26 protein-coding genes and 1 tRNA gene are annotated in these 22,418 nt (G+C 43.4%); 14 read left to right on the top strand and 13 right to left on the bottom strand.

The annotated features are described in order from the left end of the window. The first annotated feature begins 55 nt into the window (after positions 1-55). Complete coding sequence (locus tag HUN01_RS28730) at positions 56-682, top strand: precorrin-8X methylmutase (protein WP_181929020.1); 627 nt, start codon at positions 56-58, stop codon at positions 680-682. Between the two features lie 2 nt (positions 683-684). Beyond that, the gene (locus HUN01_RS28725; protein WP_181929019.1) at positions 685-1,389 is read left to right on the top strand and encodes a precorrin-2 C(20)-methyltransferase; all 705 of its coding nucleotides are present in this window, start codon (positions 685-687) and stop codon (positions 1,387-1,389) included. A 191-nt stretch (positions 1,390-1,580) separates the two neighbouring features. On the opposite strand, the gene HUN01_RS28720 is transcribed toward HUN01_RS28725, so the two are convergent. From HUN01_RS28720 to HUN01_RS28695, 6 genes are all read right to left on the bottom strand, one after another. Further along, the gene (locus HUN01_RS28720) at positions 1,581-2,267 is read right to left on the bottom strand and encodes a PHP domain-containing protein (protein WP_181929018.1); all 687 of its coding nucleotides are present in this window, start codon (positions 2,265-2,267) and stop codon (positions 1,581-1,583) included. 721 nt (positions 2,268-2,988) lie between these two features. Continuing rightward, on the bottom strand, positions 2,989-4,125 hold the full coding sequence (locus HUN01_RS28715; protein ID WP_181929017.1) for an AIR synthase related protein: 1,137 nt from the start codon (positions 4,123-4,125) through the stop codon (positions 2,989-2,991). A 131-nt stretch (positions 4,126-4,256) separates the two neighbouring features. Then, positions 4,257-4,463: a hypothetical protein gene (locus HUN01_RS28710; RefSeq protein WP_069070599.1), complete on the bottom strand. Its 207-nt coding sequence runs from the start codon at positions 4,461-4,463 to the stop codon at positions 4,257-4,259. Between the two features lie 324 nt (positions 4,464-4,787). Next, positions 4,788-5,390, bottom strand: a complete 603-nt coding sequence (gene sodB / locus HUN01_RS28705) for a superoxide dismutase [Fe] (protein WP_181929016.1) — start codon at positions 5,388-5,390, stop codon at positions 4,788-4,790. 499 nt (positions 5,391-5,889) lie between these two features. Further along, positions 5,890-7,494, bottom strand: coding sequence for a bifunctional pantoate--beta-alanine ligase/(d)CMP kinase (locus HUN01_RS28700; protein ID WP_181929015.1), 1,605 nt, complete (start codon positions 7,492-7,494; stop codon positions 5,890-5,892). Between the two features lie 189 nt (positions 7,495-7,683). Then, positions 7,684-8,787 (bottom strand): septal ring lytic transglycosylase RlpA family protein, encoded by a 1,104-nt coding sequence (locus HUN01_RS28695; protein ID WP_181929014.1) that lies wholly within the window; start codon positions 8,785-8,787, stop codon positions 7,684-7,686. Between the two features lie 889 nt (positions 8,788-9,676). Between HUN01_RS28695 and glsA the strand changes: the two genes are divergently transcribed. Then, the gene (gene glsA / locus HUN01_RS28690) at positions 9,677-10,648 is read left to right on the top strand and encodes a glutaminase A (RefSeq protein ID WP_181932857.1); all 972 of its coding nucleotides are present in this window, start codon (positions 9,677-9,679) and stop codon (positions 10,646-10,648) included. A 465-nt stretch (positions 10,649-11,113) separates the two neighbouring features. Here the strand turns inward: glsA and HUN01_RS28685 are convergent, their stop codons facing one another. Next, on the bottom strand, positions 11,114-11,929 hold the full coding sequence (locus HUN01_RS28685) for a DUF1838 domain-containing protein (protein WP_181929013.1): 816 nt from the start codon (positions 11,927-11,929) through the stop codon (positions 11,114-11,116). Positions 11,930-12,004: 75 nt separating this feature from the next. Between HUN01_RS28685 and HUN01_RS28680 the strand changes: the two genes are divergently transcribed. Further along, complete coding sequence (locus HUN01_RS28680) at positions 12,005-12,151, top strand: hypothetical protein (RefSeq protein ID WP_181932959.1); 147 nt, start codon at positions 12,005-12,007, stop codon at positions 12,149-12,151. Between the two features lie 225 nt (positions 12,152-12,376). Here the strand turns inward: HUN01_RS28680 and HUN01_RS28675 are convergent, their stop codons facing one another. The 5 genes from HUN01_RS28675 to HUN01_RS28650 form a co-directional block, all read right to left on the bottom strand. Beyond that, positions 12,377-13,615 carry a tyrosine-type recombinase/integrase gene (locus tag HUN01_RS28675; RefSeq protein WP_181929012.1) on the bottom strand — a complete coding sequence of 413 codons (1,239 nt, stop codon included), beginning with the start codon at positions 13,613-13,615 and terminating at the stop codon, positions 12,377-12,379. A 233-nt stretch (positions 13,616-13,848) separates the two neighbouring features. Further along, a tRNA-Cys gene (locus HUN01_RS28670) sits at positions 13,849-13,919 on the bottom strand. Between the two features lie 226 nt (positions 13,920-14,145). Continuing rightward, positions 14,146-14,295: a hypothetical protein gene (locus tag HUN01_RS28665; RefSeq protein WP_181929011.1), complete on the bottom strand. Its 150-nt coding sequence runs from the start codon at positions 14,293-14,295 to the stop codon at positions 14,146-14,148. A 139-nt stretch (positions 14,296-14,434) separates the two neighbouring features. Next, positions 14,435-14,623, bottom strand: coding sequence for a hypothetical protein (locus HUN01_RS28660; protein ID WP_181929010.1), 189 nt, complete (start codon positions 14,621-14,623; stop codon positions 14,435-14,437). Between the two features lie 235 nt (positions 14,624-14,858). Beyond that, a complete protein-coding gene (locus HUN01_RS28650) occupies positions 14,859-15,011 on the bottom strand; it encodes a hypothetical protein (protein ID WP_181929009.1) in 153 nt (50 codons plus the stop codon). Positions 15,012-15,046: 35 nt separating this feature from the next. On the opposite strand from HUN01_RS28650, the gene HUN01_RS28645 reads away from it, so the two are divergent. From HUN01_RS28645 to HUN01_RS28600, 10 genes are all read left to right on the top strand, one after another. Then, positions 15,047-16,192, top strand: coding sequence for a ParM/StbA family protein (locus HUN01_RS28645; RefSeq protein ID WP_181929008.1), 1,146 nt, complete (start codon positions 15,047-15,049; stop codon positions 16,190-16,192). Beyond that, positions 16,185-16,415 (top strand): hypothetical protein, encoded by a 231-nt coding sequence (locus HUN01_RS28640; protein WP_181929007.1) that lies wholly within the window; start codon positions 16,185-16,187, stop codon positions 16,413-16,415. The genes HUN01_RS28645 and HUN01_RS28640 overlap by 8 nt, the downstream gene beginning before the upstream one ends. Continuing rightward, complete coding sequence (locus HUN01_RS28635; protein ID WP_181929006.1) at positions 16,412-16,621, top strand: hypothetical protein; 210 nt, start codon at positions 16,412-16,414, stop codon at positions 16,619-16,621. The genes HUN01_RS28640 and HUN01_RS28635 overlap by 4 nt, the downstream gene beginning before the upstream one ends. A 335-nt stretch (positions 16,622-16,956) precedes the next feature. Then, on the top strand, positions 16,957-17,160 hold the full coding sequence (locus HUN01_RS28630; protein ID WP_181929005.1) for a hypothetical protein: 204 nt from the start codon (positions 16,957-16,959) through the stop codon (positions 17,158-17,160). Between the two features lie 30 nt (positions 17,161-17,190). Then, entirely contained in the window at positions 17,191-17,445 is a 255-nt protein-coding gene (locus HUN01_RS28625) for a hypothetical protein (RefSeq protein WP_181929004.1), read from the top strand. Positions 17,446-17,536: 91 nt separating this feature from the next. Then, entirely contained in the window at positions 17,537-17,827 is a 291-nt protein-coding gene (locus HUN01_RS28620; RefSeq protein WP_181929003.1) for a hypothetical protein, read from the top strand. 62 nt (positions 17,828-17,889) lie between these two features. After that, positions 17,890-18,222 carry a hypothetical protein gene (locus HUN01_RS28615; RefSeq protein WP_181929002.1) on the top strand — a complete coding sequence of 111 codons (333 nt, stop codon included), beginning with the start codon at positions 17,890-17,892 and terminating at the stop codon, positions 18,220-18,222. Beyond that, entirely contained in the window at positions 18,222-18,941 is a 720-nt protein-coding gene (locus HUN01_RS28610; protein ID WP_181929001.1) for a hypothetical protein, read from the top strand. Before HUN01_RS28615 ends, HUN01_RS28610 begins: the two co-directional genes overlap by 1 nt. A gap of 65 nt (positions 18,942-19,006) precedes the next feature. After that, on the top strand, positions 19,007-20,818 hold the full coding sequence (locus HUN01_RS28605; protein WP_181929000.1) for a hypothetical protein: 1,812 nt from the start codon (positions 19,007-19,009) through the stop codon (positions 20,816-20,818). 266 nt (positions 20,819-21,084) lie between these two features. Then, complete coding sequence (locus tag HUN01_RS28600) at positions 21,085-21,417, top strand: hypothetical protein (protein WP_181928999.1); 333 nt, start codon at positions 21,085-21,087, stop codon at positions 21,415-21,417. A 368-nt stretch (positions 21,418-21,785) separates the two neighbouring features. Here HUN01_RS28600 and HUN01_RS28595 read toward each other — a convergent pair whose 3' ends face one another. Next, the gene (locus HUN01_RS28595; protein WP_181928998.1) at positions 21,786-22,070 is read right to left on the bottom strand and encodes a hypothetical protein; all 285 of its coding nucleotides are present in this window, start codon (positions 22,068-22,070) and stop codon (positions 21,786-21,788) included. Positions 22,071-22,418 lie beyond the last annotated feature (348 nt).

Below are 22,418 nucleotides of genomic sequence, written 5' to 3'. Positions count from 1 at the left end.
GCCTTTTGATTTTTATACATCAATCCAAAATCCAAAATTTAAAATCCAAAATTTAATGCCCGACTATATCCGAGATGCCAACGAAATTTACCGTAATTCCTTTGCAATCATCCGGTCAGAAGCGAACCTAGATGTGTTGCCACCAGATGTAGCAAAAGTTGCTGTACGTCTCATTCATGCCTGTGGAATGACGGATATTGTTACTGACTTGGGATATTCACCAACAGCAGTGCAATCCGCAAGGGCAGCACTAGCAAATGGAGCGCCAATTCTATGCGATTGTCGGATGGTTGCCGATGGCGTTACCAGGCGGCGGTTGTCTGCAAACAATCAAGTTATCTGTACCCTCAACGAGCCAGAAGTGCCAGAACTTGCCCAGCGTATGGGTACTACAAGGTCAGCAGCAGCTCTAGAATTATGGCGATCGCACCTGGAAGGATCAGTGATTGCAATTGGCAATGCGCCCACAGCACTTTTCCGACTGTTAGAAATGCTCGATGCAGGAGCGCCGAAACCTGCGATTATCTTAGGCTTTCCAGTGGGGTTTGTCGGTGCAGCAGAATCGAAAGCCGCACTAGCAGCAGACAGCAGAAATGTACCATTTTTAACCTTACACGGTCGGCGCGGTGGAAGTGCGATCGCGGCAGCAGCAGTTAACGCCCTGGCAACGGAGGAAGAATGAACATGAAACCCAAAGGTCGTCTCTATGGAATTGGTGTCGGCCCAGGCGATCCAGAACTATTAACCCTGAAGGCGCTACGGCTATTACGTGCGGCTCCTGTGGTAGCTTATCAATCAGCCACAGATAAAGAAAGTATTGCCAGAGCGATCGTAGCGCAATATCTTCCTGGCAATCAAATCGAGGTGCTATTTCATCTCCCCCGCGCTTTGGAACCAGAAAAGGCAAAGTCTATTTATGACAAGGAAATTGAACCAATCGCCGACCATTTAGCAGCAGGTCGAGATGTCGTAGTGCTATGTGAGGGCGATCCATTTTTCTATGGTTCGTTCATGTACCTGTTTACGCGGTTATGTGACCAATACGAAACAGAAGTTGTCCCCGGAGTTTCTTCACTGATGGCTTGTCCGGTAGCCTTGGGTGTACCTTTTACCTACTACACCGATATTCTCACCGTTCTACCCGCCCCACTACCAGCAGAAGAACTGACTACACATCTGCTGATGACCGACGCAGCGGCAATTATGAAACTAGGTCGCCACTTTACCAAAGTGCGGGATATCCTGCACAAATTAGGACTTGCATCACGGGCAAGATATATTGAGCGGGCATCAACATCACAGCAACGAATCATACCCCTGGATGAAGTTAATCCAGATGAAGTACCCTATTTTTCAATGATTGTGATTCCCACCAAAAATCGACTATAGTCCTCAATACAGTTCAGATAAGACCAAAACACTTGTAGAGACGGCAATTTATCGCGTCTCGAAAACCCAAAATTTTTGCCAGCCGCCCTTAACCCAAGCGTATTGCTATAGTCCTTTGTTGAACGAAAATCCAAAATAGAATAACCTCCTGGCAGATTGAACCAGGAGAGTTGAAAAAAATGGATTCATCTTTACAAACGTTGTAGCAGGCTCAAGCCGTGGGTATCAGTACCACAGGTATTGAAAAGAAAGTATTCATCAGCTAACTTTTGCACTTGTTCTGATTCCACTATGCTGGGTTTCCAAGGGCTAGGGTTATTGTAGGCGTAGAAACTTTCCACGCCATCGATACCCTTATCGGCCGCAGCTGGAATTAAGTCAAAATGCGATCGCTTGTAACGGGCTGGATGAGCCAGAACTGCCAATCCACCAGCTTCATGAATAGCGGCAATCACGTTACTTGCCTGATATTCTTGTCCTGTAGTCGCCCTTCTTTGCAGATAGGGTTTCATACTAGGGTGTTCTGTCCCGAAAGCGTAAGCCAAAATATGAACTTCTATATCCAAAAGGTTGGCATTGATTTCCACGCCACTCCACAGGTGAGGAGTGCTTTCACCAGGATTATTCCACTTCCAGTCTTCTAACCAAGCAAGTGCAGCTTGATAGCCGATAATACCATGATGATCGGTAATGGCTAACCCTTTTAGACCAATAGCGATCGCTTGTTCCATCAATCCACTCGGCTGCAACCTCCCATCCGAGTAGACAGTGTGCATGTGAAAGTTGAATAACCTTGGACAACTATGTGCATCAATGTTATGGAATATTTGCTTCAAAAGTTCTGTGGAAGCAGTAGTCCGGGCCAAATTTACAGCCATAACCCCCTCTGAATAAAAATATAAATTCTCAACACACTAAAACGCCACATCTACAGATGAGAAAGATCCAGCACTAAAAATTTAGTGTTGGCTGCTACTTTCTCAGCTTTTTCAGCAAATTTTTCAATATGTTAAGACTACGTTAGCAAATCTTAACCTCAGTGGTCATGGGTGTTTTGGACTACTTTGCTTTTAAGTAGTAATAAATAATGCATCCAAAATTTCATAAATACGCCTATAGCATCTGTGGTAAATGACTTAGATACTAGAGTCTTGGTAGAGTTATGATCTCTAATAAGCCTAAAATGCAATCCTATATTGTGTGTAAAAATATTATTTACATCAGTGATTACACTGTTTTTATTTGACCAGTAATGACTTTAGCGATCATAGGAGGCAGGAAGCAGAAGGAAGAAAACTTTAGTTCTGGGTCATTGCCCAGTCAAAAAAAAAGAATTGGATCGAGACGCGTAGCCCGATACAGCGCTTACCGCTATTATGCAATACAGTTTTTCTTCTTGCCCCTCTCCTAGCATAGTTTTCAGCTTTGAGGATGATGTACCTCATAGCTGCCGGAAGTGCTGTATACAAAGCGTCCTTACTACAATTACATGTTTTTAAATATGGGTTCCTCCTGCCCCCTGCCTTTCTTTGTAAGTCTACAAAGCTTGGAGAAAACTAGCGATGTCTACGACGGGCTATGCCCTACGCTTGGGCTGTATTATACCCCTCGCGCAATCCCAAAAGAATCTCCCTTCAAAGTGACTCCAAGAGGTTCTATTACCACCTCGCGGCTAAGGGACACCTCAACCCTTCCTGCAATCACAGCCGAGAGTTGATGTTCTTTTGCAAGCATGACAATTTTCTCTGCATCCTGCTCCGACTCCGTATAGAATGCAAATCCTGCACCGTAATTAAACACGGAAAGCATCGTCTCGGCCCCGCCTTCAAGATGACCCTCGACAAACGTAAATATTTCTGGCACTGGGAGCATTGTTTCAATGACATACCGGAGCGGCTTCACCGACCGCATCAGTTTTTGCCAGCCATGACCAGTAATATTTTCCATCGCCGTGGGACGAATTCCCTCACCAAGTACCGCCTGTACAAGAGGCGTGTAAAGATACGACGCAGCATTCATCGCTTCCCAGAACTCCTGCCCACTTGGAAGTTTTGTTCTATAGCCATCAGGGAGTGACTCAGCGAGCTTTCGCAGTGGGGTAAAGCCGTTCTCATGGGGCCCCGAACTCTCGACGAGAACAATGGTATTTCCGGCATCCAGACGCGAACTATCAATGGGAGCGACACCAGCCGGCATAACCCCAAAAACCGAGCCGGCGATGTCGAGCCGCCCTGGAATCATCTTAGTTTTTAGTTGAGGAGTTTCCCCTGAGAGATAAACACACCCCACTCGTTTGCACCCCTCAACCACTCCATCCAGAAATCCATCAAGGAAAGCGGGGGTAAAGATCGTTTCAGGAGTACTCGACGGCAGATAAAGACCGAGAAGTATAGTCTGCATACCAGAAGTTGCAGCGTCGTTCGTCAGACACGAGATGATCTTGATCCCAATATTCCACCAGAATCGTCGAAGTTCTTCTTCGGAAAGATCATCAGGGCGGGTATCGTCTGCGGTGCCCAGACCTTCGGGGACAAGTGTCATAGAAAGTTCTCTAGCCCCCGCCTCCAGAAACGGAGCGAGGTTGAAGCTGAAAGCATTAGCACTTGCTCCCAGACCCGACGCGGGGACAATGCCGTAATTGCTTGCAAAACCAAGTGTGCGTTTTGCAGCATCGATGAAGCGTCGTTTTGCGGCATCGAGAGTATCGTAATCGACTTGATCGAGAGCTTGAGCCATCAGGTTGCGTTTTAAGTTAGGAGTAGAGACGCGATTAATCACGTCTGTGCAAGAGTTAAGAGACGCGATTAATCACGTCTGTACAAGAGTTAAAAGTTAGGAAAACTCATAACTCCTCACTTTAAAATACCTCAAAATACCTCATCTTCAATACCGCGCCACCATTCCCCCAAATTCATCAAGTCTTGGTAAATATCTTCTAATTCTTTGGTGTAAACATCGTTTGTAAGGGTGGCTCGACGCTCTTGCAATTTCTTGAGGCGCAGTTGTACCAATACCCAAGGTTTAGAGATGCTATTCGTAGCTTCGATGTATTGCGCTAGTTCTTTGCTATCCATATTATCCATATATTTTATATTTTTATTTTCATATAAATTTTCTGCTCCCCCATCTCCCCCATCTCCCCTATCCTCTCAACGCCCAACCAAAAACAGCCACGATACTGGTACTTTGTCAAGCTAGTTTTCAGGGTTTGTAGTAAGCACTTTAGTGCTTAGAAAATAAGGACTAAAGTCCTTACTACGAACTTGCTTACCCATCAATTTAAACTTGACACACTACTGTCGTGACTGCTGACAAGGGTGTTAACTGATTATTTCTACTTTACATATCTGGCACAAGCCACGTAGCCGTATCGCAGCCAGGTCAAAACTGGCAATTAATTAAGCTTTAGCCAAGTTTTCAGCAGCAAAGTCCCAGTTGACCAAGTTTTCTAAGAAATTCTTGATGAACGCCGGACGGGCATTTCTATAATCAATGTAGTAGGCATGTTCCCAAACATCTAAGGTTAGGAGTGCCTTCTTACCATGAGCTAGAGGGTTTTCTGCATTGGGTGTTTTGATCACCTTCAGCGTACCACCATCATCGATGAGCCAAGACCATCCACTGCCAAATTGAGTTGCGGCCGCGTTAGAGAACTCTTCTTTGAATTTATCAAAGCTACCAAAATCTTTATCGATTTTGGCTGCGAGATCACCTGTGGGTGCGCCGCCACCGCCTGGCTTCAAAGAATTCCAAAAGAAGGTATGGTTCCAAACTTGGGCAGCATTATTGAAGATTCCCGCTTTAGAGGAGTCTTGGAAAGAAATTTTGATCACTTCTTCAAGAGACTTATCAGCAAGTTCTGTACCTTCAGTTAGCTTGTTGAGGTTGTCTACGTAAGCTTTGTGATGCTTGCCATAGTGATACTCGAAAGTTTCAGCTTTCATGCCATGTGGCTCTAGAGCATTCTTGTCAAAAGGTAGGGGGGGCTGTACAAATACCATTGTGTGAAATCCTCTCTTTACCGGTTTCCAGTTAAAAGCTATTGCAGAAGCTTGGGAAATTAACAGCTTTCATTTTTGGTGGTTTTATGTCTTTAATGATGGAACATAAAACTTAACATCGTCATTCTACTACCAAAGTGAATACGAAAACAAAGTACTTCGGTGATAAGTCAAATCGCTAGGAATTCATGACTATAAATAAAAATGGCTAATACTTCATAGGAAAAAGCCAATAATTAATTAGCATTTAGCAATTCAAGCTTTGATACTTCCACCTTTAGTAGGATTAATTTCGATGTGAGAAATCAGTCGCAAGCGAGATGAGTTAATTATTTGAATAAATATAAAATCTAAAATACAAATCTTGATTTACAAGAAACATAGCCAATAGTCAAATTATTGATTTTGTTTTAAAATGCAGTTCTGAGGATGGTAAGTGAAGAATCACTCACCCACCACCCTTTGAGACTAAAACACTAACAGCAAATAGCGGTCATTACTACTGAGATAAATGCTGCTGGTAATAATTAACGATTTGTGCTGTGACTTCAAAAGTGTTTAAACCGTCGGTTACAACTTCGATCGCATCGGCTGCTTTTTGCAAAGGAGAAACTTTGCGTGTACTATCTTTCCAGTCACGTTCGGCAATGTCGTGTTCTAGCTGCTCTAAACTCACTTCGGGCTGACCTTGTTTGTGAAAGTCTTGCTGGCGGCGACGGGCGCGTTCACTGACAGAAGCGGTTAAGAAGATTTTCACTTCGGCGTCGGGGAAAACATGAGTACCGATATCCCGACCCTCAGCTACTAAACCACCTCTTTTACCCCAGTTTTGCTGCTGTTTAACCAGTGCTTGACGGACAGCGCTTTGTGCTGCGATCGCAGATACTTGAGAAGTGACCTCAATGGTGCGAATTGCCTGGGTAACATCAGTACCATCAATCCAAACCCGCACAGAAGATTGTAAATCCTGATTAGGAGTAAGTTCGATTTTACACTGGTTAGTTAATTCAGCGATCGCACACTCATCATCAATCGCAATCCCCTTTTGTAATACTAACCAAGTGACAGCACGGTACATTGCTCCTGTATCTAAATACACTAAACCCAGGTTTGCTGCCACTTGCCGCGCCACCGTGGACTTTCCAGCCCCAGCTGGGCCATCAATGGCGATAATGGGTTGACGATCGCGCAATATCGTATTGTCAATCAAACGTGTAGCACCAAGACGAGCTGCGATCGCCAACATTCCTTCCTCCTCAACTTTTTCTAAAGACATCAACGTAGTCGGTTCAACCAATTCAATATATTCCACTGAGACCGTGCTGACCATTGCCACTTCTTGCTGTACCACTGCTATCAACTTGTCGCGATCGCGATCGCCTGCCCGAAACGCGGCTTGGGCCCGTCGCAAGCCGCGATATAATACCGCTGCTTCCTCTTTTGCCGTTGCAGTCAAATATTGATTACGAGAACTGAAGGCAAGACCCGACCCTTCCCGCACTGTTGGACAAGCAACAATTTCTACTGGCAAATTTAAATCAGCTACTAAGCGTTTAATAATTGCCAGTTGCTGACCATCCTTTTGACCAAAGTAGGCACGGTCAGGCTGTACCAAGTTGAAAAGTTTGGTCACAATCGTAGCGACACCTTGAAAGTGACCTTGCCGAGAACGACCACACAAGCCTGTTATCATAGCAGATGGGGGGATAACTTGTGTAACTTTTGATTCTTGTATACTCTTCTGGGGAACTGCCATATCTTCCGGAGTCGGTGCGAAAATAGCATCTACCCCAGCTTGTTCGCAAAGTTGTTGGTCTTGCTCTAAAGTGCGGGGGTAGCGTTGAAAATCCTCATTGGGAGCAAATTGCAGAGGATTGACGAAAATACTCACAATCACCGTAGAATTTTCTTGCCGCGCCCGTTGGATTAAGCTTAAATGGCCTTGATGTAAATTCCCCATCGTTGGCACCAGACCGACCGCCGTCTGATACCAGCCAGTCATCTCATCTAGTCTCAGATCCTCAGTAACCGCAATCAGCTTGTTTTCTGAGTAGCGTTTAGTTAAATAGCAGCGTAAAGCTGCGACTGTTGTCAGCAGGCGCACAAAAATACCCCTAGTTCTTATCGATCCCTCCCCCGTTAGTTTATATCTGAAATAGAGGGAAGAGATGATTGAACTAGGGGAATTAAGTGATACGGAACTTGAATTGGGCATTGGGCATTGGGCATTGGGCATTGGGCATTGGTAAAATCTATCTCTACTCCCTATTGCCTATTGCCTATTGCCTAATAATTATTTTCCCAAGACTTCAACTTGTACTGGTGCTATGCCACTGCCCATCATTCCCAAAACTCTAGCCGCGCCAGTAGACACGTCAATGATTCGACCCCGAATGAATGGGCCTCGATCATTAATCCGTAGCACTACAGAACGACCATTGCGGGTGTTGGTTACACGGACTTTTGTACCAAAGGGTAAGCTGCGATGAGCGGCAGTCATTCCTTCAGGGTTAAATCTCTGACCGCTAGCAGTGGGATTACCAGCAAAGTCATAGCCATAAAAAGAAGCTATACCTCTCAAGGTGGCTTGCACAGAGCCGACGGCAATTTGCTGAGGCTGCTTTGGCATTGATATTGGTTGACGCACTGGCATATTCGCAATCTCTTTTAGGGGAGATGCATTACCTAATAGCCTCCGCAGACGATTGGTTGCTTGCAAAGCATCTTGCGCCAGATTGTTGGTGCTATCTGCTAGTCGCGTACCTTCGTTGATTTCGACCAATTCTTCGCCATTAATTTTGATTACATAGCGATCGCTATTTTGCTGGAGGGGAGCGCTTTTGTTTTGCGCTTGATTGCCAGTAGATTTTTCCCCTGCTTTCCAGCTTACGGTAATCTTACTCCCGTCCACATTTTCCCGATTCAACTGGTTGATCTTAGCTGCTATTACACCAGCTATCTGAACCGGGTCATTGTCGGCGGAACTAATCTGGTTACTTACATCTGTGACGTTGCCAGAATTCAGTGCATTTGATGAATTACTAGCAATAAGGGCGTACTTTTGTACGCCCCTAGTATTTCCAATTTCACCAACTTTTTTCGTTTCAAGATTCGTATTTGATACAGAACTCAAAAAGGTTAAAACAGGTATATTTCTGATAAAAAGGGTTGCCGCCTTACGTCCTTTAATGTCGTGAGGATGAATTTCTGTAATCACAGCATCCAAGGTTTGTTTCCCTGCTCTGGATTGGTACTCTCCCACCTTAACCACATCAGGGGCGGGTGATTTTTGCGATGCTAGCGCATTTCCCTTGGTGGTTTGAGTGCAACCGACTGAGGGGATTCCCAAAACAGTCAGAAACAGGGTAACAATAGTCCACAAATGTCTTTGATTCATGCGTCCGTTTTTGAAAGCGACTGTAGAACTTAAAGTTTTATAACTTGCGGGATTTTTCACTAATGAAAGTGATTTCCCTTCTGAAAAACTCGAAATCGTTCCGTTTTCACTTTGTTGTTCTTAACTGCAACAGACTAACACGAACCTTTTAGCTTGGGGATCAGGGTTTTAGCGTAACTATCGGCCCCTTTCTCAAATTCCAATTCCAATTTTCAGGGTGAAACCTTTCTCAAATGCGGACTTTGGCTATGTAACGTTTTTTTCGGCAAGTCAAAAATTTCTTAAAAAAACTTTACGTTTATTTCACGCTAAAGTGACGATACCCCACTCACATCGGTTCTAAAGGCTCGTAACTCTTCGTGTATTCTATATCACATCTTTTTTGAATATTTCCTATAAGGATATAATATAACTTTAATTAAATGGCATCGGCATAAATACTTAAAATCACTTATTTAATCAAATATTTAGATTTATCTATGAATAAGTCGTGATATGAGTTACATGTGAAATAACTATGTAAATTAGTTTGAGTTTAATATCTTGTTTCCAAGTTTTTTCTACTTACATTAATCATCACTTTTATTCTCCATGACTAGACTTAGATTAGTAATAAATATTACTTTTGTATCTAGTATTGCTGAGTATAAAAAAAAGGAGGATACTCAACTTAATATTTTTCAGGATTAATGACTCAAAAGTTAAGAAAACTTCGCGATCGCTTGGGCAAAAGATTTTATGCGTATCAAAAAATACAGTTCATCTTTTTTGCCCTCAGTAATTGCTCAAGTAGGATTTTTGAGAGCAAGCTGTTTTTGACAAAATCTTTGTAACTCTAGGGATGTACATCTGCACCCCTACTATATATAGTGAGTATTTTGGAAATGCTATCAGCCTAATGACAAATCAAGGAGATTTAGAAATAGAACCATCGCCATTATTAGCTGTTCTCAACGATTTGCATTCCCAGTACAAGTCGCTGCGGGAAGGTGCAGTAGCGAAATACATTCCCGAACTGGCAAAGGCAAACCCGGACTCGTTCAGCATTTGTATTGTGACAGTAGATGGTCAGGTTTACAACGTTGGGGACTACGAGCAACTTTTTACGATTCAGTCAATTTCCAAGGTGTTTGCTTATGGACTGGCCTTAGAAGATCATGGACGGGATTATGTTTTGACTAGAGTTGGTGTGGAACCGACGGGGGATGCATTCAACGCGATTATTTTGGATGAGCAATCGAAGCGACCTTATAATCCAATGGTAAATGCTGGAGCGATCGCAACCACTAGCTTAATTAAAGGTTCCGGCCCCACCGAACGCCTCAACCGAGTGCTAGATATGTTTCGGCGATATATTGGCCGGGACGTATTCGTTGACATTTCAGTTTTTACCTCAGAACGGAGTACAGGCCATCGGAACCGCGCAATGGCGCATCTAATGCTTAACTTTGGCATGATTGACCGGAACATTGAAGAGGCGCTGGATCTTTATTTCCAGCAGTGTGCTGTGATGGTGAATTGTCAAGACTTAGCAGTGATGGCGGCCACGCTTGCCAACAGAGGTATTAATCCCATCACCAAAGAACGGGCGGTAGATAAGCGTTACATCAAAGATATTCTGAGTGTTATGTATACCTGTGGGATGTATAACTTTGCAGGTGAGTGGGCTTACAAAATTGGGTTTCCGGCGAAAAGCGGTGTTACTGGCGGGATTATGGCAGTTGTACCCAATAAGATGGGCATTGGAGTTTTTTCGCCCCTGTTGGATGTGCGTGGTAATAGTGTGCGGGGGGTAAAAGTGTGTGAAGAACTTTCCCAACGGTTAGGTTTACATCTATTTGATTGTTCAGGTGAAGAGTGAATTGGGTATGGGGCATTGGGCATTGGGCATTGGGCATTGGGTTATTTCTCTAGTTGCCTTATCTGCTTGTCTCCAATCCCCAATTCAGCGATCGCCAAGAGGTTAGGGACTTCCAAGAAATAAATTATCCATTTTGTGGGGTGGGCAACATGAGCGCCCTAAATCTGGGACGGGTGGGGACACCATTAGTGTCAACTTAAGGTTAAAACCCATTGGTCAACGATAGGTTTTGTTAGGAACGAAGTATAAAGGTGAACTTTTTCTGACTTTTATACGCACGCTGGGAGTGGTGCTAATAAACAAATCATTAATAGTCCCTGAAAAAGTTCGTTTTTTGTCCCTTTAAAACCAAATTGTTAAGGATAAATGCTTATTGACATAGGAAGTTTGAGCTTAACTTGACACCTATGGTGGGGACACCCATCCCACAAGAAAATTTGGGATGTTTTTTTATTTGGAAGTCCCTTATAATTCTTCCGCTTGGGGAAGCGGAAAGATTTCACCAGCCAAGTAAGCTGGAAAATGCTTTTGGAAGTATAACCAGGAAGTCATATCTTCTCCATCTATCAATTCTTTTGGGGCTTGTTTATATAGAGGAATACGGTTATTAATTTCGTCTTGCAGCAGTGGGGGTAGTTCTGTTAAACCATTGACTTTGCTACCTACAGCACTATAGATCAGTTGACCGGGGCGATCGCCCATTTTCATCCAGGGAAGCCATTGACCAATCCGATCCCAACTCAGTTTGAGTTCGGAAACTGAGGAAAGGGCTGGGTTGAATAAATCTGCGGTTGGCACTGTTAATTTAAACAATTCCGCCGCCTGATAAATTGGATTAGGGCTATATTCGGCAAATTTGCGATCGTCTGCTAGGGGATTGGGGTAATAGGGAAATATATCAAAAACGAAGGTTGTGCTGTCACCATCTACTTGTCCGGGGAAATTTCCCTCAAACTTTCCTTGCACTGGATTATTGGCAACGTGAATCACCGGAACTGTCTCGCCTGTCCAAGGATTCTCCCATTTGGATAAGACTTCATCTGTTTTTGGGTTGAGGTAGTAAGTTAGTTCCCTAGAAGTAAAATCCCAGCTACCTTCTGCTGTGGGAATACACCTGCTAACGCTCAATCCCATGATCTTAAACAGAAGTTGTCTTTTTTCGCCGGGGATAAAGGCATAAATTTTACCTTTCCAAATCAGGAAAGTCGATTCGCTAGGGTCGAGGGAAGAACGAGTTTTAACCCAGTGCTGCGCTTCAAGTTCTTGGATTTGGGCAACCATCTAAAGCATCCTTAGTATTTGGATAACAAAAGAATAAGCTATCAGGATTCAAGTTGCATCTTTAGGATTTAGGGAGTGGGGCGGGGTGCTATTAATGCCCACTTGCAGGCAATCAAAGACCAAATTCTAGCAGAAGTACCAGAAGTTGATGTGTCCGAAGTGATGGAACAAGTGGAGGAACTGTTGGATCTGTCCATCACTGCTGGAGAGTTTGTCATTTAGGAATCCCACAGTCAACGCATCGACTTAAGCCAAATCGACTTTGTAGCGTTAAAAGCAGATGGCAGGGCAATAAATACATCTATATATACTGTCGTAGTAAGAATTAATGAACAAGGTGATCATAAGTGGTAGCATTCGGTGCAAAAGCTACTTTTATTAGATCACCGTATTTTTTGTTGATACAATTGCTTTTTAGGCGATCGCCTATATTTTAATTCAAAAAATTTATAATTCTGGCACTTGTAGGTTACGTTTATTACCTGCGTAATGCTTGTAAATAATTTCTGGAGAGTTACCAACCCACCTTCCTACATCCTTCGCATCAATATCAGCTTCCAGGCAAAGAGTAATAAAAGTGTGTCTGCATTGGTAAGGTTTGCGATATTCGCTTACTACACCTTGTTTTACAAGTTGAGTTACGATCCCATCTATATGTGTACCACGATGATTTTTGTAACCTTTCCAGGCATGATTGAGAAAATCTCCAAAGTCTACTATGCCGCCTTTCTTGCTTCTAAAGATAAAATCATCTGGGTTACAGTTCTCAGGTTTGATAGAGTCTAAAATTTCACGTTGCTGATTATTAATCGGAAAACGTCTTTGGCTTTGGGTTTTTAATCCATCTTTGAGAGCTAACCCTTTAGTACTGATGGTAATTGCTTGCTCAAAGGTAATGTATCTATCACTGATATGCTTCCATTGTAGAGCGATCGCTTCTGATGGTCTGCACCCAGTAAAAAATAATAATTTTACTAAAGGAGCATAGTAGTTGTAGAGTTTGCTCTCCTCAAATGCTTGAATTATGCTATCCCGTTCTTCCTTAGTAAAGGGATTAATTTCATATTCTGCTGATTCTGACTTCGGCATCTGAATGTCTTTTGCCATATTTTGAAAGGGATTTGATTCAATTAGCTGACTCTTGAGTGCCCAATCACAGCAAGCATTTATATTTGTCAAAGTACGTTTGGCGGCATTAGCACTGAGATTTGCAAGTAAATAGTCTCGAATTGCGATCGCATCATCTAAAGTTTTAGTTGGTAACTTAGCAATGTGATTGCGATACTTGCGGTAGTCAACCGCATAAGTAGAAGGACTAACCTGTGGTTTTTTAAACTCAGCGTATTTTTCCCATAATTCTCCCAAGTCATATTGGGGCGTAGCTGAAGGACTAATTGGCGTAATTGGGCTAACGGTGCTTAATGAAGCTGCTGGTTTGTACTTAGCTAAACTGGCATCAAACTCTCCATAGTCAATATCCCTCTGAATTGTTGCCGCTAAAGTCGATGCTTGATGTCTTCCTAAAGTTGTATCGTAGTGCCTTGTCGAAAGGTAGAAACGCTTGGTTTTTAGCTCTCCCGTCGGCGTAACAATAGGATGAGAAAAAACTAATTGGAGGCTGCCGTTAGAGTTCTTAATCTGCACTGAACCCCGACGGGCAATACTTTGAGATTTTTGAGATTCCATAAGGGTAATCAACTGGGGTAAAGACCTTTACCCTTCCACTTTACCCCAGTTTTACCCCAGAAATACTTATTGGGGTAAAAACCTCTACCTTACATTTTTACCCCATTTTTACCCCAGTTCTTTACCAAAACTACCCAAAATTACCCCAAAAATATTGGAAGGCTCTGGAAACAAGCCCTACAACTACCATTAAAAAAGGGCTTTAAAGCCCTGTAACAGTTATTTATCAATAAAGGCGGCACCCGGATTTGAACCGGGGGTGGAGGTTTTGCAGACCTCTGCCTTACCACTTGGCTATGCCGCCACAGCGGGATTCCCGGAACTACTCTAATCTTTTTAAGATATTTTAGTAGGCATTGGGCGCTAGTTAAACCATGATAGCATAGGATTCTGAGCTAGAGATAGTGGGTTAACTGGATGTTTCTAGTAGTATTTAGCGCGAAAGCGCTTGGCAAATAGCAGAATGATAGCTGTCTTTTCTGAAATGTTCGTTATCTTACACTTGAATCCGTTGTTTTATATCGCATCTTCTATTGTTGTTTTTCGAGATCGAGCTTGATATAAGCTTCCTTAAGTGTTATTCCCTCGGCAGTAGACACTTCCTTGGCTCTAGTATACTCGCGCAAAAGCCCTCGCATGAATTCGCTAAATTCTTGGTCAGCCGTTAGTTGTTCCTTCATATCCTTCTTATACGTTTCTGAACTATAGCCATAAATTTTACTAGAAATTTTTAACTTAATTCCGCTTTTTTTTAGCCACGTCAACGCCAAGATATCAAGGCAAGTGACTCACGCTTACGCCAGTGCGGGTTTGCGAGATTTAATCATTTTTACCGCCTCTAAGCTTCTCTAATGCTTGCAAGATAAGGTTTCTTGTATAGTTCGAGATTGATCTATCCTCCTTAGTTGCCAAGGCATCAAGTTCGTCAAAAATTTCCTGTGAAACGTAGACTACAAGCCGCTTCTCGTTACCCTTCGGTCTAGACATTACTTCTGGCATTGCCAACATATTTTTTATCCCTATAAATGTATATCCTTTGAGCTATTTTGGCATCTACAGTGCATTAACCGTGTACAAACTGTGCCAGTTAAGCCAGTGCCACATGGTGTACACATACTGTGCATTAACCGTGTACAGTTAAAACATGGAGCAAAGGAACCGTAAACCAATGCTTCACAAAACCATTTTCTGGCTCTAGCAAAACCAGAAAATGGCAAGTAACCAAAACGAAGACCAAACATTTTTAGAGTTTTCGTCCCATGCGCCAGAAGCTTTTATATACAGTGGTTTGAGCCGCCCGAAGGGTTCCAGTGAGTTCTAGGTATAGCACATTCTCTTCATTGAGTGGTAAAGCCCTAGATGGTAGCAAGAACAATGCTTCTGGCGTTGCAGCCATAAAACAATCAAAAAACACCCAACAATCAATAAAAAATGACTGCAACGTTATTCGGAACCAATAATCGGCAACCAGAGAGCCAATTTCTGGCTTTGACAACTCTAATCTCTGGCAAGGATGCCGGCGCAGGATTCGGCAAGGGAATCTACGGCGATAAATCAATAATCCTTCCCGCCGCGTATCTTAAAGTCGCAGACCGGACAGTAAAACACCACGAGACAATCTCAAAAGATGGTTGCTGGGTGCGATATGTAGAAGGTTCTCGAAAAGATTTAGCCGATAGTCAGTACTACTGGGGAACGGCTGCAATCAACAAAGATCCTAAGAACTACTTGAAACTGCACGAAGACACAAAAGCGAAGGCTGTATACGCGCTAGAGAGCATCCTTGCAGACTTGGCAGTACTCGACACACCAGACAATACAGAGATAATCATCTCCACTTCCTCACACAACCCCGACAAATGGGCAGAGGATATCCGCCGTAATATCTCTGGTACTCACACAATCGAGCATCTGAGAAACGACGCTAGCCGCTCGAAAGTCCAAAAGACTTACAAAATTACGCTTAACGAAGTCTACCCCGAAGGATACGGCAGTATTGCCTATTGTCTATTCTCAGGCGATGAGAAAGCCTCTATTGATTTAGCCGAAAGTGAAATCGCTATCGGGCTAGACTTTGGAACTTCTACAGTTATCGCTACGGTGTTCGATGGCACTGGCTCAATTATCGAAAGGAGTTTAATCGAAGGTGGTAGCGGTCAACTATATCAGGCGATCGCAGACACGATGGACAGGCGGAATACGGCTGCTAATCGTCTGATGCGCGATACCCAACACGATATAAGCCTTATCCGCAAAGGCGTTGAGGACTTCAAAGAACGTGGCAAATTCGTTTATGGTGTTTCCTCCTTAGCTGGTAAGCCTTTCGAGGAAGAATATCACCAAAGTTTTTCTCAGTGGTTCAACTTAAAAATTGAGCAAATCGCTAACTTTGCATCTGGCGCTGGCTACTTAGATAGAGCGAAACATTTAACCGCCTGGGGTGGTGCTGCACAGTTACCGGGAATGGCAGAGGCGCTAGCAGAATTTAATGTTTTGCTACTGCCTGATCCTCAATTCATAAACGCCAACGGGCTGAAATTGTTAACCCAAGTAACAGTGGGTGAATCTGATGTATAAGTCTCAACGCTTGACCCTCAGTTACCCAGCCGTGGAACGACTAAAGCAGGTTTATAACCTGCCTAATGACCTCCCGCCTCAAGCATTAGCCGGATACGTAGAAAGAATGATTTTCGAGTATCTAACTACTCCTCAGCCAACGCCTGTACAAATCACTCCTACGCCTCAAGCACAAGCGCCAAACATCAATAAATTAGCAGCGATGGCAACTAAAAAATCATGACCAAATCCACACCAAAGCCCCAATCCTTCCCGTTTACAGTCTTAGCAGCGGTCATCATCGTTGGCGGTAGCATCGGCTATTTTGGCGCTCAAAAGTTTGGCTCACGCTATTTCTTTGGATTAGGGGCGGCCCTCGCCACTACTGGAGCGGTGATCCAATCATCCACAAACAAGACACTGGCAACAAGGAAGAAGCCGCAACACTAGAAAACACTCTCAGCAAGAGTTTGCACCTCTAGCTGAGAGTCATCAAAAGAAAAATGAACATGAATAATCTTAGCCTAGTCCATGACGCTACGCTTCTATCACGCTCAAAAGTCTACCAGCACCAGGGGACGCTCTACCTTTTTAGATTTGAGACAGATTCGATCCGCGCACCACAGTACATTTTTGAACCATTACCAGGGCAGAGGAAGAAAGCCCAATTACAGCTAAACCATAGAGCTTTAACGCGGCGTTGCTACCACGTGGAAGGTTTGCATACCAGCGCGTCTGTGGTTTCTAAAGAATACGTACAGTTATCACTTCTCTAAACCAAAGCTATGGCTACAAAATCGCTAAATCTTCTAATTGATCAAGCACGTTCGGCACTAGAAGAAATTCGGCAGCATCCCGAATTTATTGCCTTGGATTATCATCCAGATTCGATGATCGGAGACGCAATTCAGGCTTGTAACGAGCTAGATAAAGCCCTTAATGATACGCGCTTCATTCATGTTCATTTGTCGCTTAATTTCGAGAACTAAAACTAAGTTTTGATGGGAGGAGAGAGAAGAATGACTTCAGGTGTAGCACTGCTTAATCCACTAGATCGATTTGTTTATGTTTGTCCCCATTTCCCCTCAGAAATCTTCGAGAATGAGCAGGAATATCTAGAGTATTCCCAGGGTGAAAGAGATTACTACATATCAGACCCCCTCGGCGTTTCCTACTTCTTTGATTCGGTTGATTCGTACCGCAACTGGGTAACCGAAGAACTCTTAACCCCAGGCATATCACTAGAAGAATGGGCAGATCAACAGACAGCCTAAAAGCAATCTAAAACAAATCGCCAAGGTCTTAATCTTGGCGATCGCATCAACTAAAACATTGAAACTAAACAGGATACAAGGATTCTAAACCATGTCTAAACCCATAGGCTACTTTTGCGCTGTAACGCCAGGTGATGGGAGCTTCTTAGACCATCTTCAAAACAAATACGGCAGTCAGTTAGAAAAATTATCAAAAGTAGAAAAACTGCACATTCTCAACGCTTTGGTCATCAATCTAATTCACGCAGAACCATTGCAAGGGAATGCCGAAACCATTCGTAAACTACAAATTGGCATCCATGAGCGGCTACCCATTGACGACCACCTTAGCCTAATCGATGCGATTGTAAACCAACTCAAACATCAAAGTTTTCAGCGATGAAAATACCAATTTCTCCCGTGCTGTGGGTAGGCCTGGGCGTAAACATTTTGTGCCTCGGTTTCGTGACTACCGCAACGGTCAACGCCCGACTAAAGTCTGACACGGCAATCACAGAAAGAGCTAAATCTTTGAGCGTTCTTAGCAAACACGTTTTGGCTGATACTTGCTGGAAATCCAAGCAGCCCCAACCATTCAAACTTGGCGATCAAATTGTCCTGAATGGGTCAGAAGATGGTCGTTCGCCTACGTCTTGCATCTACGCACCAAAAACAAACCAATTCATCTTTCTCGCATACAGCAATGGTCAATTGGTAGTTGATCAGGTCTACAGCAGAAAGGAAGTTCGCAGTCAAATTTCATTGATCAGGCAGCAACGTAAAAAGGAGAATAACTAATGAGAGCTAGAACCGAAAGAAGCGCTAAACCTCAACAAGGGCAAGCGATTACAAAGTTTATCAAGAAAGTTTTCTTTATCTTTAGAGAGGTCTTGCGCCACATTTCACATCTGATTCAAGAATCTCTGCGGCTAGTGATTTATTTCTTTAAGATAATCACGGATCAGCTTACGCATCCCAATGCAGGAATTATCGCCAGTCTATGCCTGTTTCTGTTAGTATCTGCGATCGCTGCTACTCAATGGGCGCAAATCGGCGTTTGGTTAGGTAGTTTCCTTGGGCTGAAAGGATTGTGGGGCGTTGGCTCTGGCACTTGCGGTTTACTCTTGGGATTGGGAATAAACGTTTTCCAGTTAACGCCTGAACTGTACAAAATTAAACGCTCGTGGGCAATAGCCTACGCCAAAATGGGCATAGAAGTAGATGGGCTAGAGCATGATTCTACACCCCAATCCATAGATGAAAACTGGAACAGTATTAAACACTCCAGTCTAAAGAAAACCCGCTTAGTTTCTTTCGCCGTAGAGACTGCCTTGGTGTTGAGTTATGCCGTTTTAGGCACTGGGCTGGAGTTCTTTGCTATAGCCACTGCGGCGATTAGCTTGATTCTGCCAGAGCTTACCTTAAAACTCGTTTCGTCCATGATCTCTGTGCTTGGTGAAGTCTCATCAACAATGGATGACGCAGAGCCAGAGAAAGACCACGTTAGCTTCAACTAAAAACAAAATTAGCCCACGCAAAGATTGACGCTTTGTGTGGGCTTTAACTATAGGAGTTATTACCCATGTTATCAAATGTATCTAAGTCTTTACCCAACGATTCGCTAAAAATATTATTTAATGCTCACATCCAAGACCAAGACTTTGAGAGCTTGGGCAGTAAAACAGCCTTAATTCAGCGTTTTCAACATGAGCTTGAGGCACTAGAATGCAATTCCGAGAATCAAACTACGCATTTGTATGCGATTTCGATATTCTCTGGCTTCAGTGGTTGCCTAAGTCTTGCTGGCATGAGCGTTTTAAATCCGCTTTTAGCCGCAGCAATAGGCTTTACATCTGTTAGTTCTGCACTGGCGGTAATCGCTGGATCTTGCCTTCACAATCAGAAATTATCCCAAGAAATCCCCAAACTAAAACGCTATGCCCTGGCTCTAAACTCCTCTCCTGCTAAGGATTGGTCAAAACTCTGGCATATCGCTGGGTATGAGCTATTTCTAGAAAGTTTAGTGAGTGCCAGCAAGGGCAGTATTAACCATCAAGGAAAGTTGATTAGAAACGATGGTAAGAACGCCTTAGCTGTTGCGGTGGATTATTGTGCAGACCGATTACATTTGACCCGTGTTGAGTTGCTGGAGAAATGCAACAATCTTGCTGTTACTGCTGCGCCTACTGTAATTCAACACCAAACCCCGCCCCAGTCCGAGGCTATAACGGTACTCCAATCACCACAGACACCACCACCCACACCCACAGGAACACCAAACTGGCATCAAGTTGCGCTAAAAGTTTTAGATTCGCTCGTAACCCCAGCCAACGATAGGGCTTTGGGCGGTTGCGTGATTATTGCGTCCCCTGGAGCAGGTAAAACAACATTCCTGGGTACGGCCTGGGGCAGACTTAGATCAAAGTATGGCGATCGCTTCCAATCTCTTGCCGTAGTGGTCAAACAGTCTGATCTTTTGTTCTTTAAGCGATTCGCTACCACAGCGATTTGTGTGAAGCACGATCCAATAGCTGCTGCCGTAGCCGTTATCAAATTCATTGATGCAGGAATGAGAGAAGGAAAGATAACGCGAGTATTCCTGGATGACTTTCTCACCATGAATTTGTTGTTAGACAATGCGGTTAAAGGCGTTTGGATCGAGCCTAGCACTTACGCTTTAAGCGACAAAAAAGAAGTGGGTTTAGTGCCTTTAGCTGGGCATTTTCATGCAACGCTAAATGAGGCTTGGTTGGTCGGACGCGAATATAATTTATGTCTCTGGGTTTCTTCACATTCCCCAAATATAGATACCTTACCATTCTGCGGTTCGCGTGATTCTCGGAGCGTTGGGGATATTATTTTTCTCGCCAAAAACAACAAGCGCGAATTTTTAGAGATGTCCTTAAGTAACGCGCATCTTATTAGCAATGCAGCAAAACGGGCAGAGCTTAAAGCCGCGCTTGATGCACTAGACTCTGGCAATGAGCCAATAATTTTAGCTAACAATAACAATTGGGTTCTAGGCATAGTGCCAGATTCGATTTACGCAGAGTATCAAACTTACAGAACAGAAGTTACACCAGATTCAATGACTAATAACCCACCACAACCAACACAACAACCAAGTCAAGTAGAAACCCAGATGATGCTTGAATATTTATTAACGCTTTCGTCAGCAGAAAGAACTATTACCCATCAAACCTCACGTACAGCTAGCATAGTCTTGGAGATTATAAAAGCTGGCAATCCTCCAATTAAGTTTGATGCGATTCGTAAATCTAGAAAATGGGACGAAACGCCCGCTAGTGCCACTGTCAAAAGTGGAATTGATGAGCTAATCAGTAAAGAATTAATTGAAGGAGATAGCGAGGCTGGGTATACCCTAGCCAACTAATCTGGAACATGGAACTGGAACAGGAACAACCGCTAGAGACTGGGCTGGAACGCTCAGGAACAACGCAGGAACAATGTTCCTAGCCGTTCCTGTTCCTTGTTCCTGAGTCTGTTCCTGAGTCTGTTCCAGTTCCCTGTTCCAGAGTGTTCCTGAGTCTTCAACCTTAGTCAATAACGCAAAAATACACCGACATTTGTATTAAAAATGCCGGTGTATTACAATAGTAATTAATAGTAGTTAGTAGTTCTCACCAAGGTAATTTTAGCATGAAAAGCGCCACAAAAAAATTAGAAACCGATTTGTTTATTGTTTCCTGGACAGAGGATAGAGAAATAACAGAAGAAGACTTAAATACTATCGTCAATCAAGAGGCAGAGATCGAGTTAGATTTCTTCCAAAGACAGAAGTTAGGAGACATTGATCGTTGGGATAACAAAACGCCTCGCCTCGGTGTCTGCGATGATTTCAAATTCTGGCCAGGGGAATTGTGGGATGGCCCAGCAGTCTTTTTTAAAGGCTATATCAAAGACCCAGACCGAGTTAAGGCGTTCTTAAGTAAAACTCCTAAGCTATTACCAAAAAGACCAAATCAGAAATAATTTTTAAAATTTTTTTTGGGGGTCGCCCCTTATATAAACACCCCCCCCTCTTCTGGGGATACCCCTCTTAAAAGTGTTATACTAATAGTATTAACCAAAGCCCTCTCTATCAGCCTTCATAAGCAAGATAGAGAGGGCTTTGGTTTTGGGATGAATTTGAGCTTTTGGGAGTGACGCAAAAGTACCCCCCGTGCCTTTTAAAAGGGGTCGGTTCCTCTCGACCCCCCCCTACCCCTCAAGCGCTTTCAACTCAGCGATAAAGTTGTCGATAGCCAGTGCAATCCGTTCTTTAGTTTCTGCTCTCTTAGCTAATTTCCACCCAGCTAGGACGCGATCGCGGATTGCCTCATAATCTGCCTGAGTCCTGCTCAGGCTACCAACTTTTCTTGTATAGCGCTTTCTATACGCCGATCTACATCAGCTAATTTTAGCTGTACAGCATTTTCTATACGTTCGTCTATACTTGCTAGCTTGGCTTGTATAGCGCTCTCCACATCACCGCTCTCTTGGCGCTTTGTCACTTCTGGAGAAGTGATAGAGCTACGGATAAAATTAACCAGTAAGGCTGATGCCGATGTACCTTGAGTCTTGGCTAGTTCCTGAAATTTCTGCCAGTCTTCATCGTCTATACGAAAAGTTGCTAATTTACTCATACTTACACCGTTTTATATACGCCGTCTAGCATAGCATTCTTTGTATATAAATTGTATATAAGAATTTCTGATTTTGTATAGAACGCTATATAGATAATTTGTATGCAACTAGTATAGACAACTGTATATAAATAGTATATATTGTATATATGAGCGGTGAGGGAGGGAACCGAAAGGTAACTCCAGTTTCCTACGCTACGAACGGGGAATCAACGATGAGGTCACAACATATCTAACGCTCACGTGTTAATGAACGTCCACGTTAAACAAGTCGATTCCGTCACTTTCTCGTACACCACGTAAAGTAAAACGAGCGTCTGACAGTGTACGTTACTGTTGGTAGACTTA

Origin of the sequence: Nostoc edaphicum CCNP1411, assembly GCF_014023275.1 — a bacterium.
In the GTDB taxonomy this organism is placed as follows: Bacteria; Cyanobacteriota; Cyanobacteriia; order Cyanobacteriales; family Nostocaceae; genus Nostoc; species Nostoc edaphicum_A.
The sequence above is the reverse complement of the archived record's forward strand: the minus strand, read 5'-3'. Positions and strand labels throughout refer to the sequence as shown.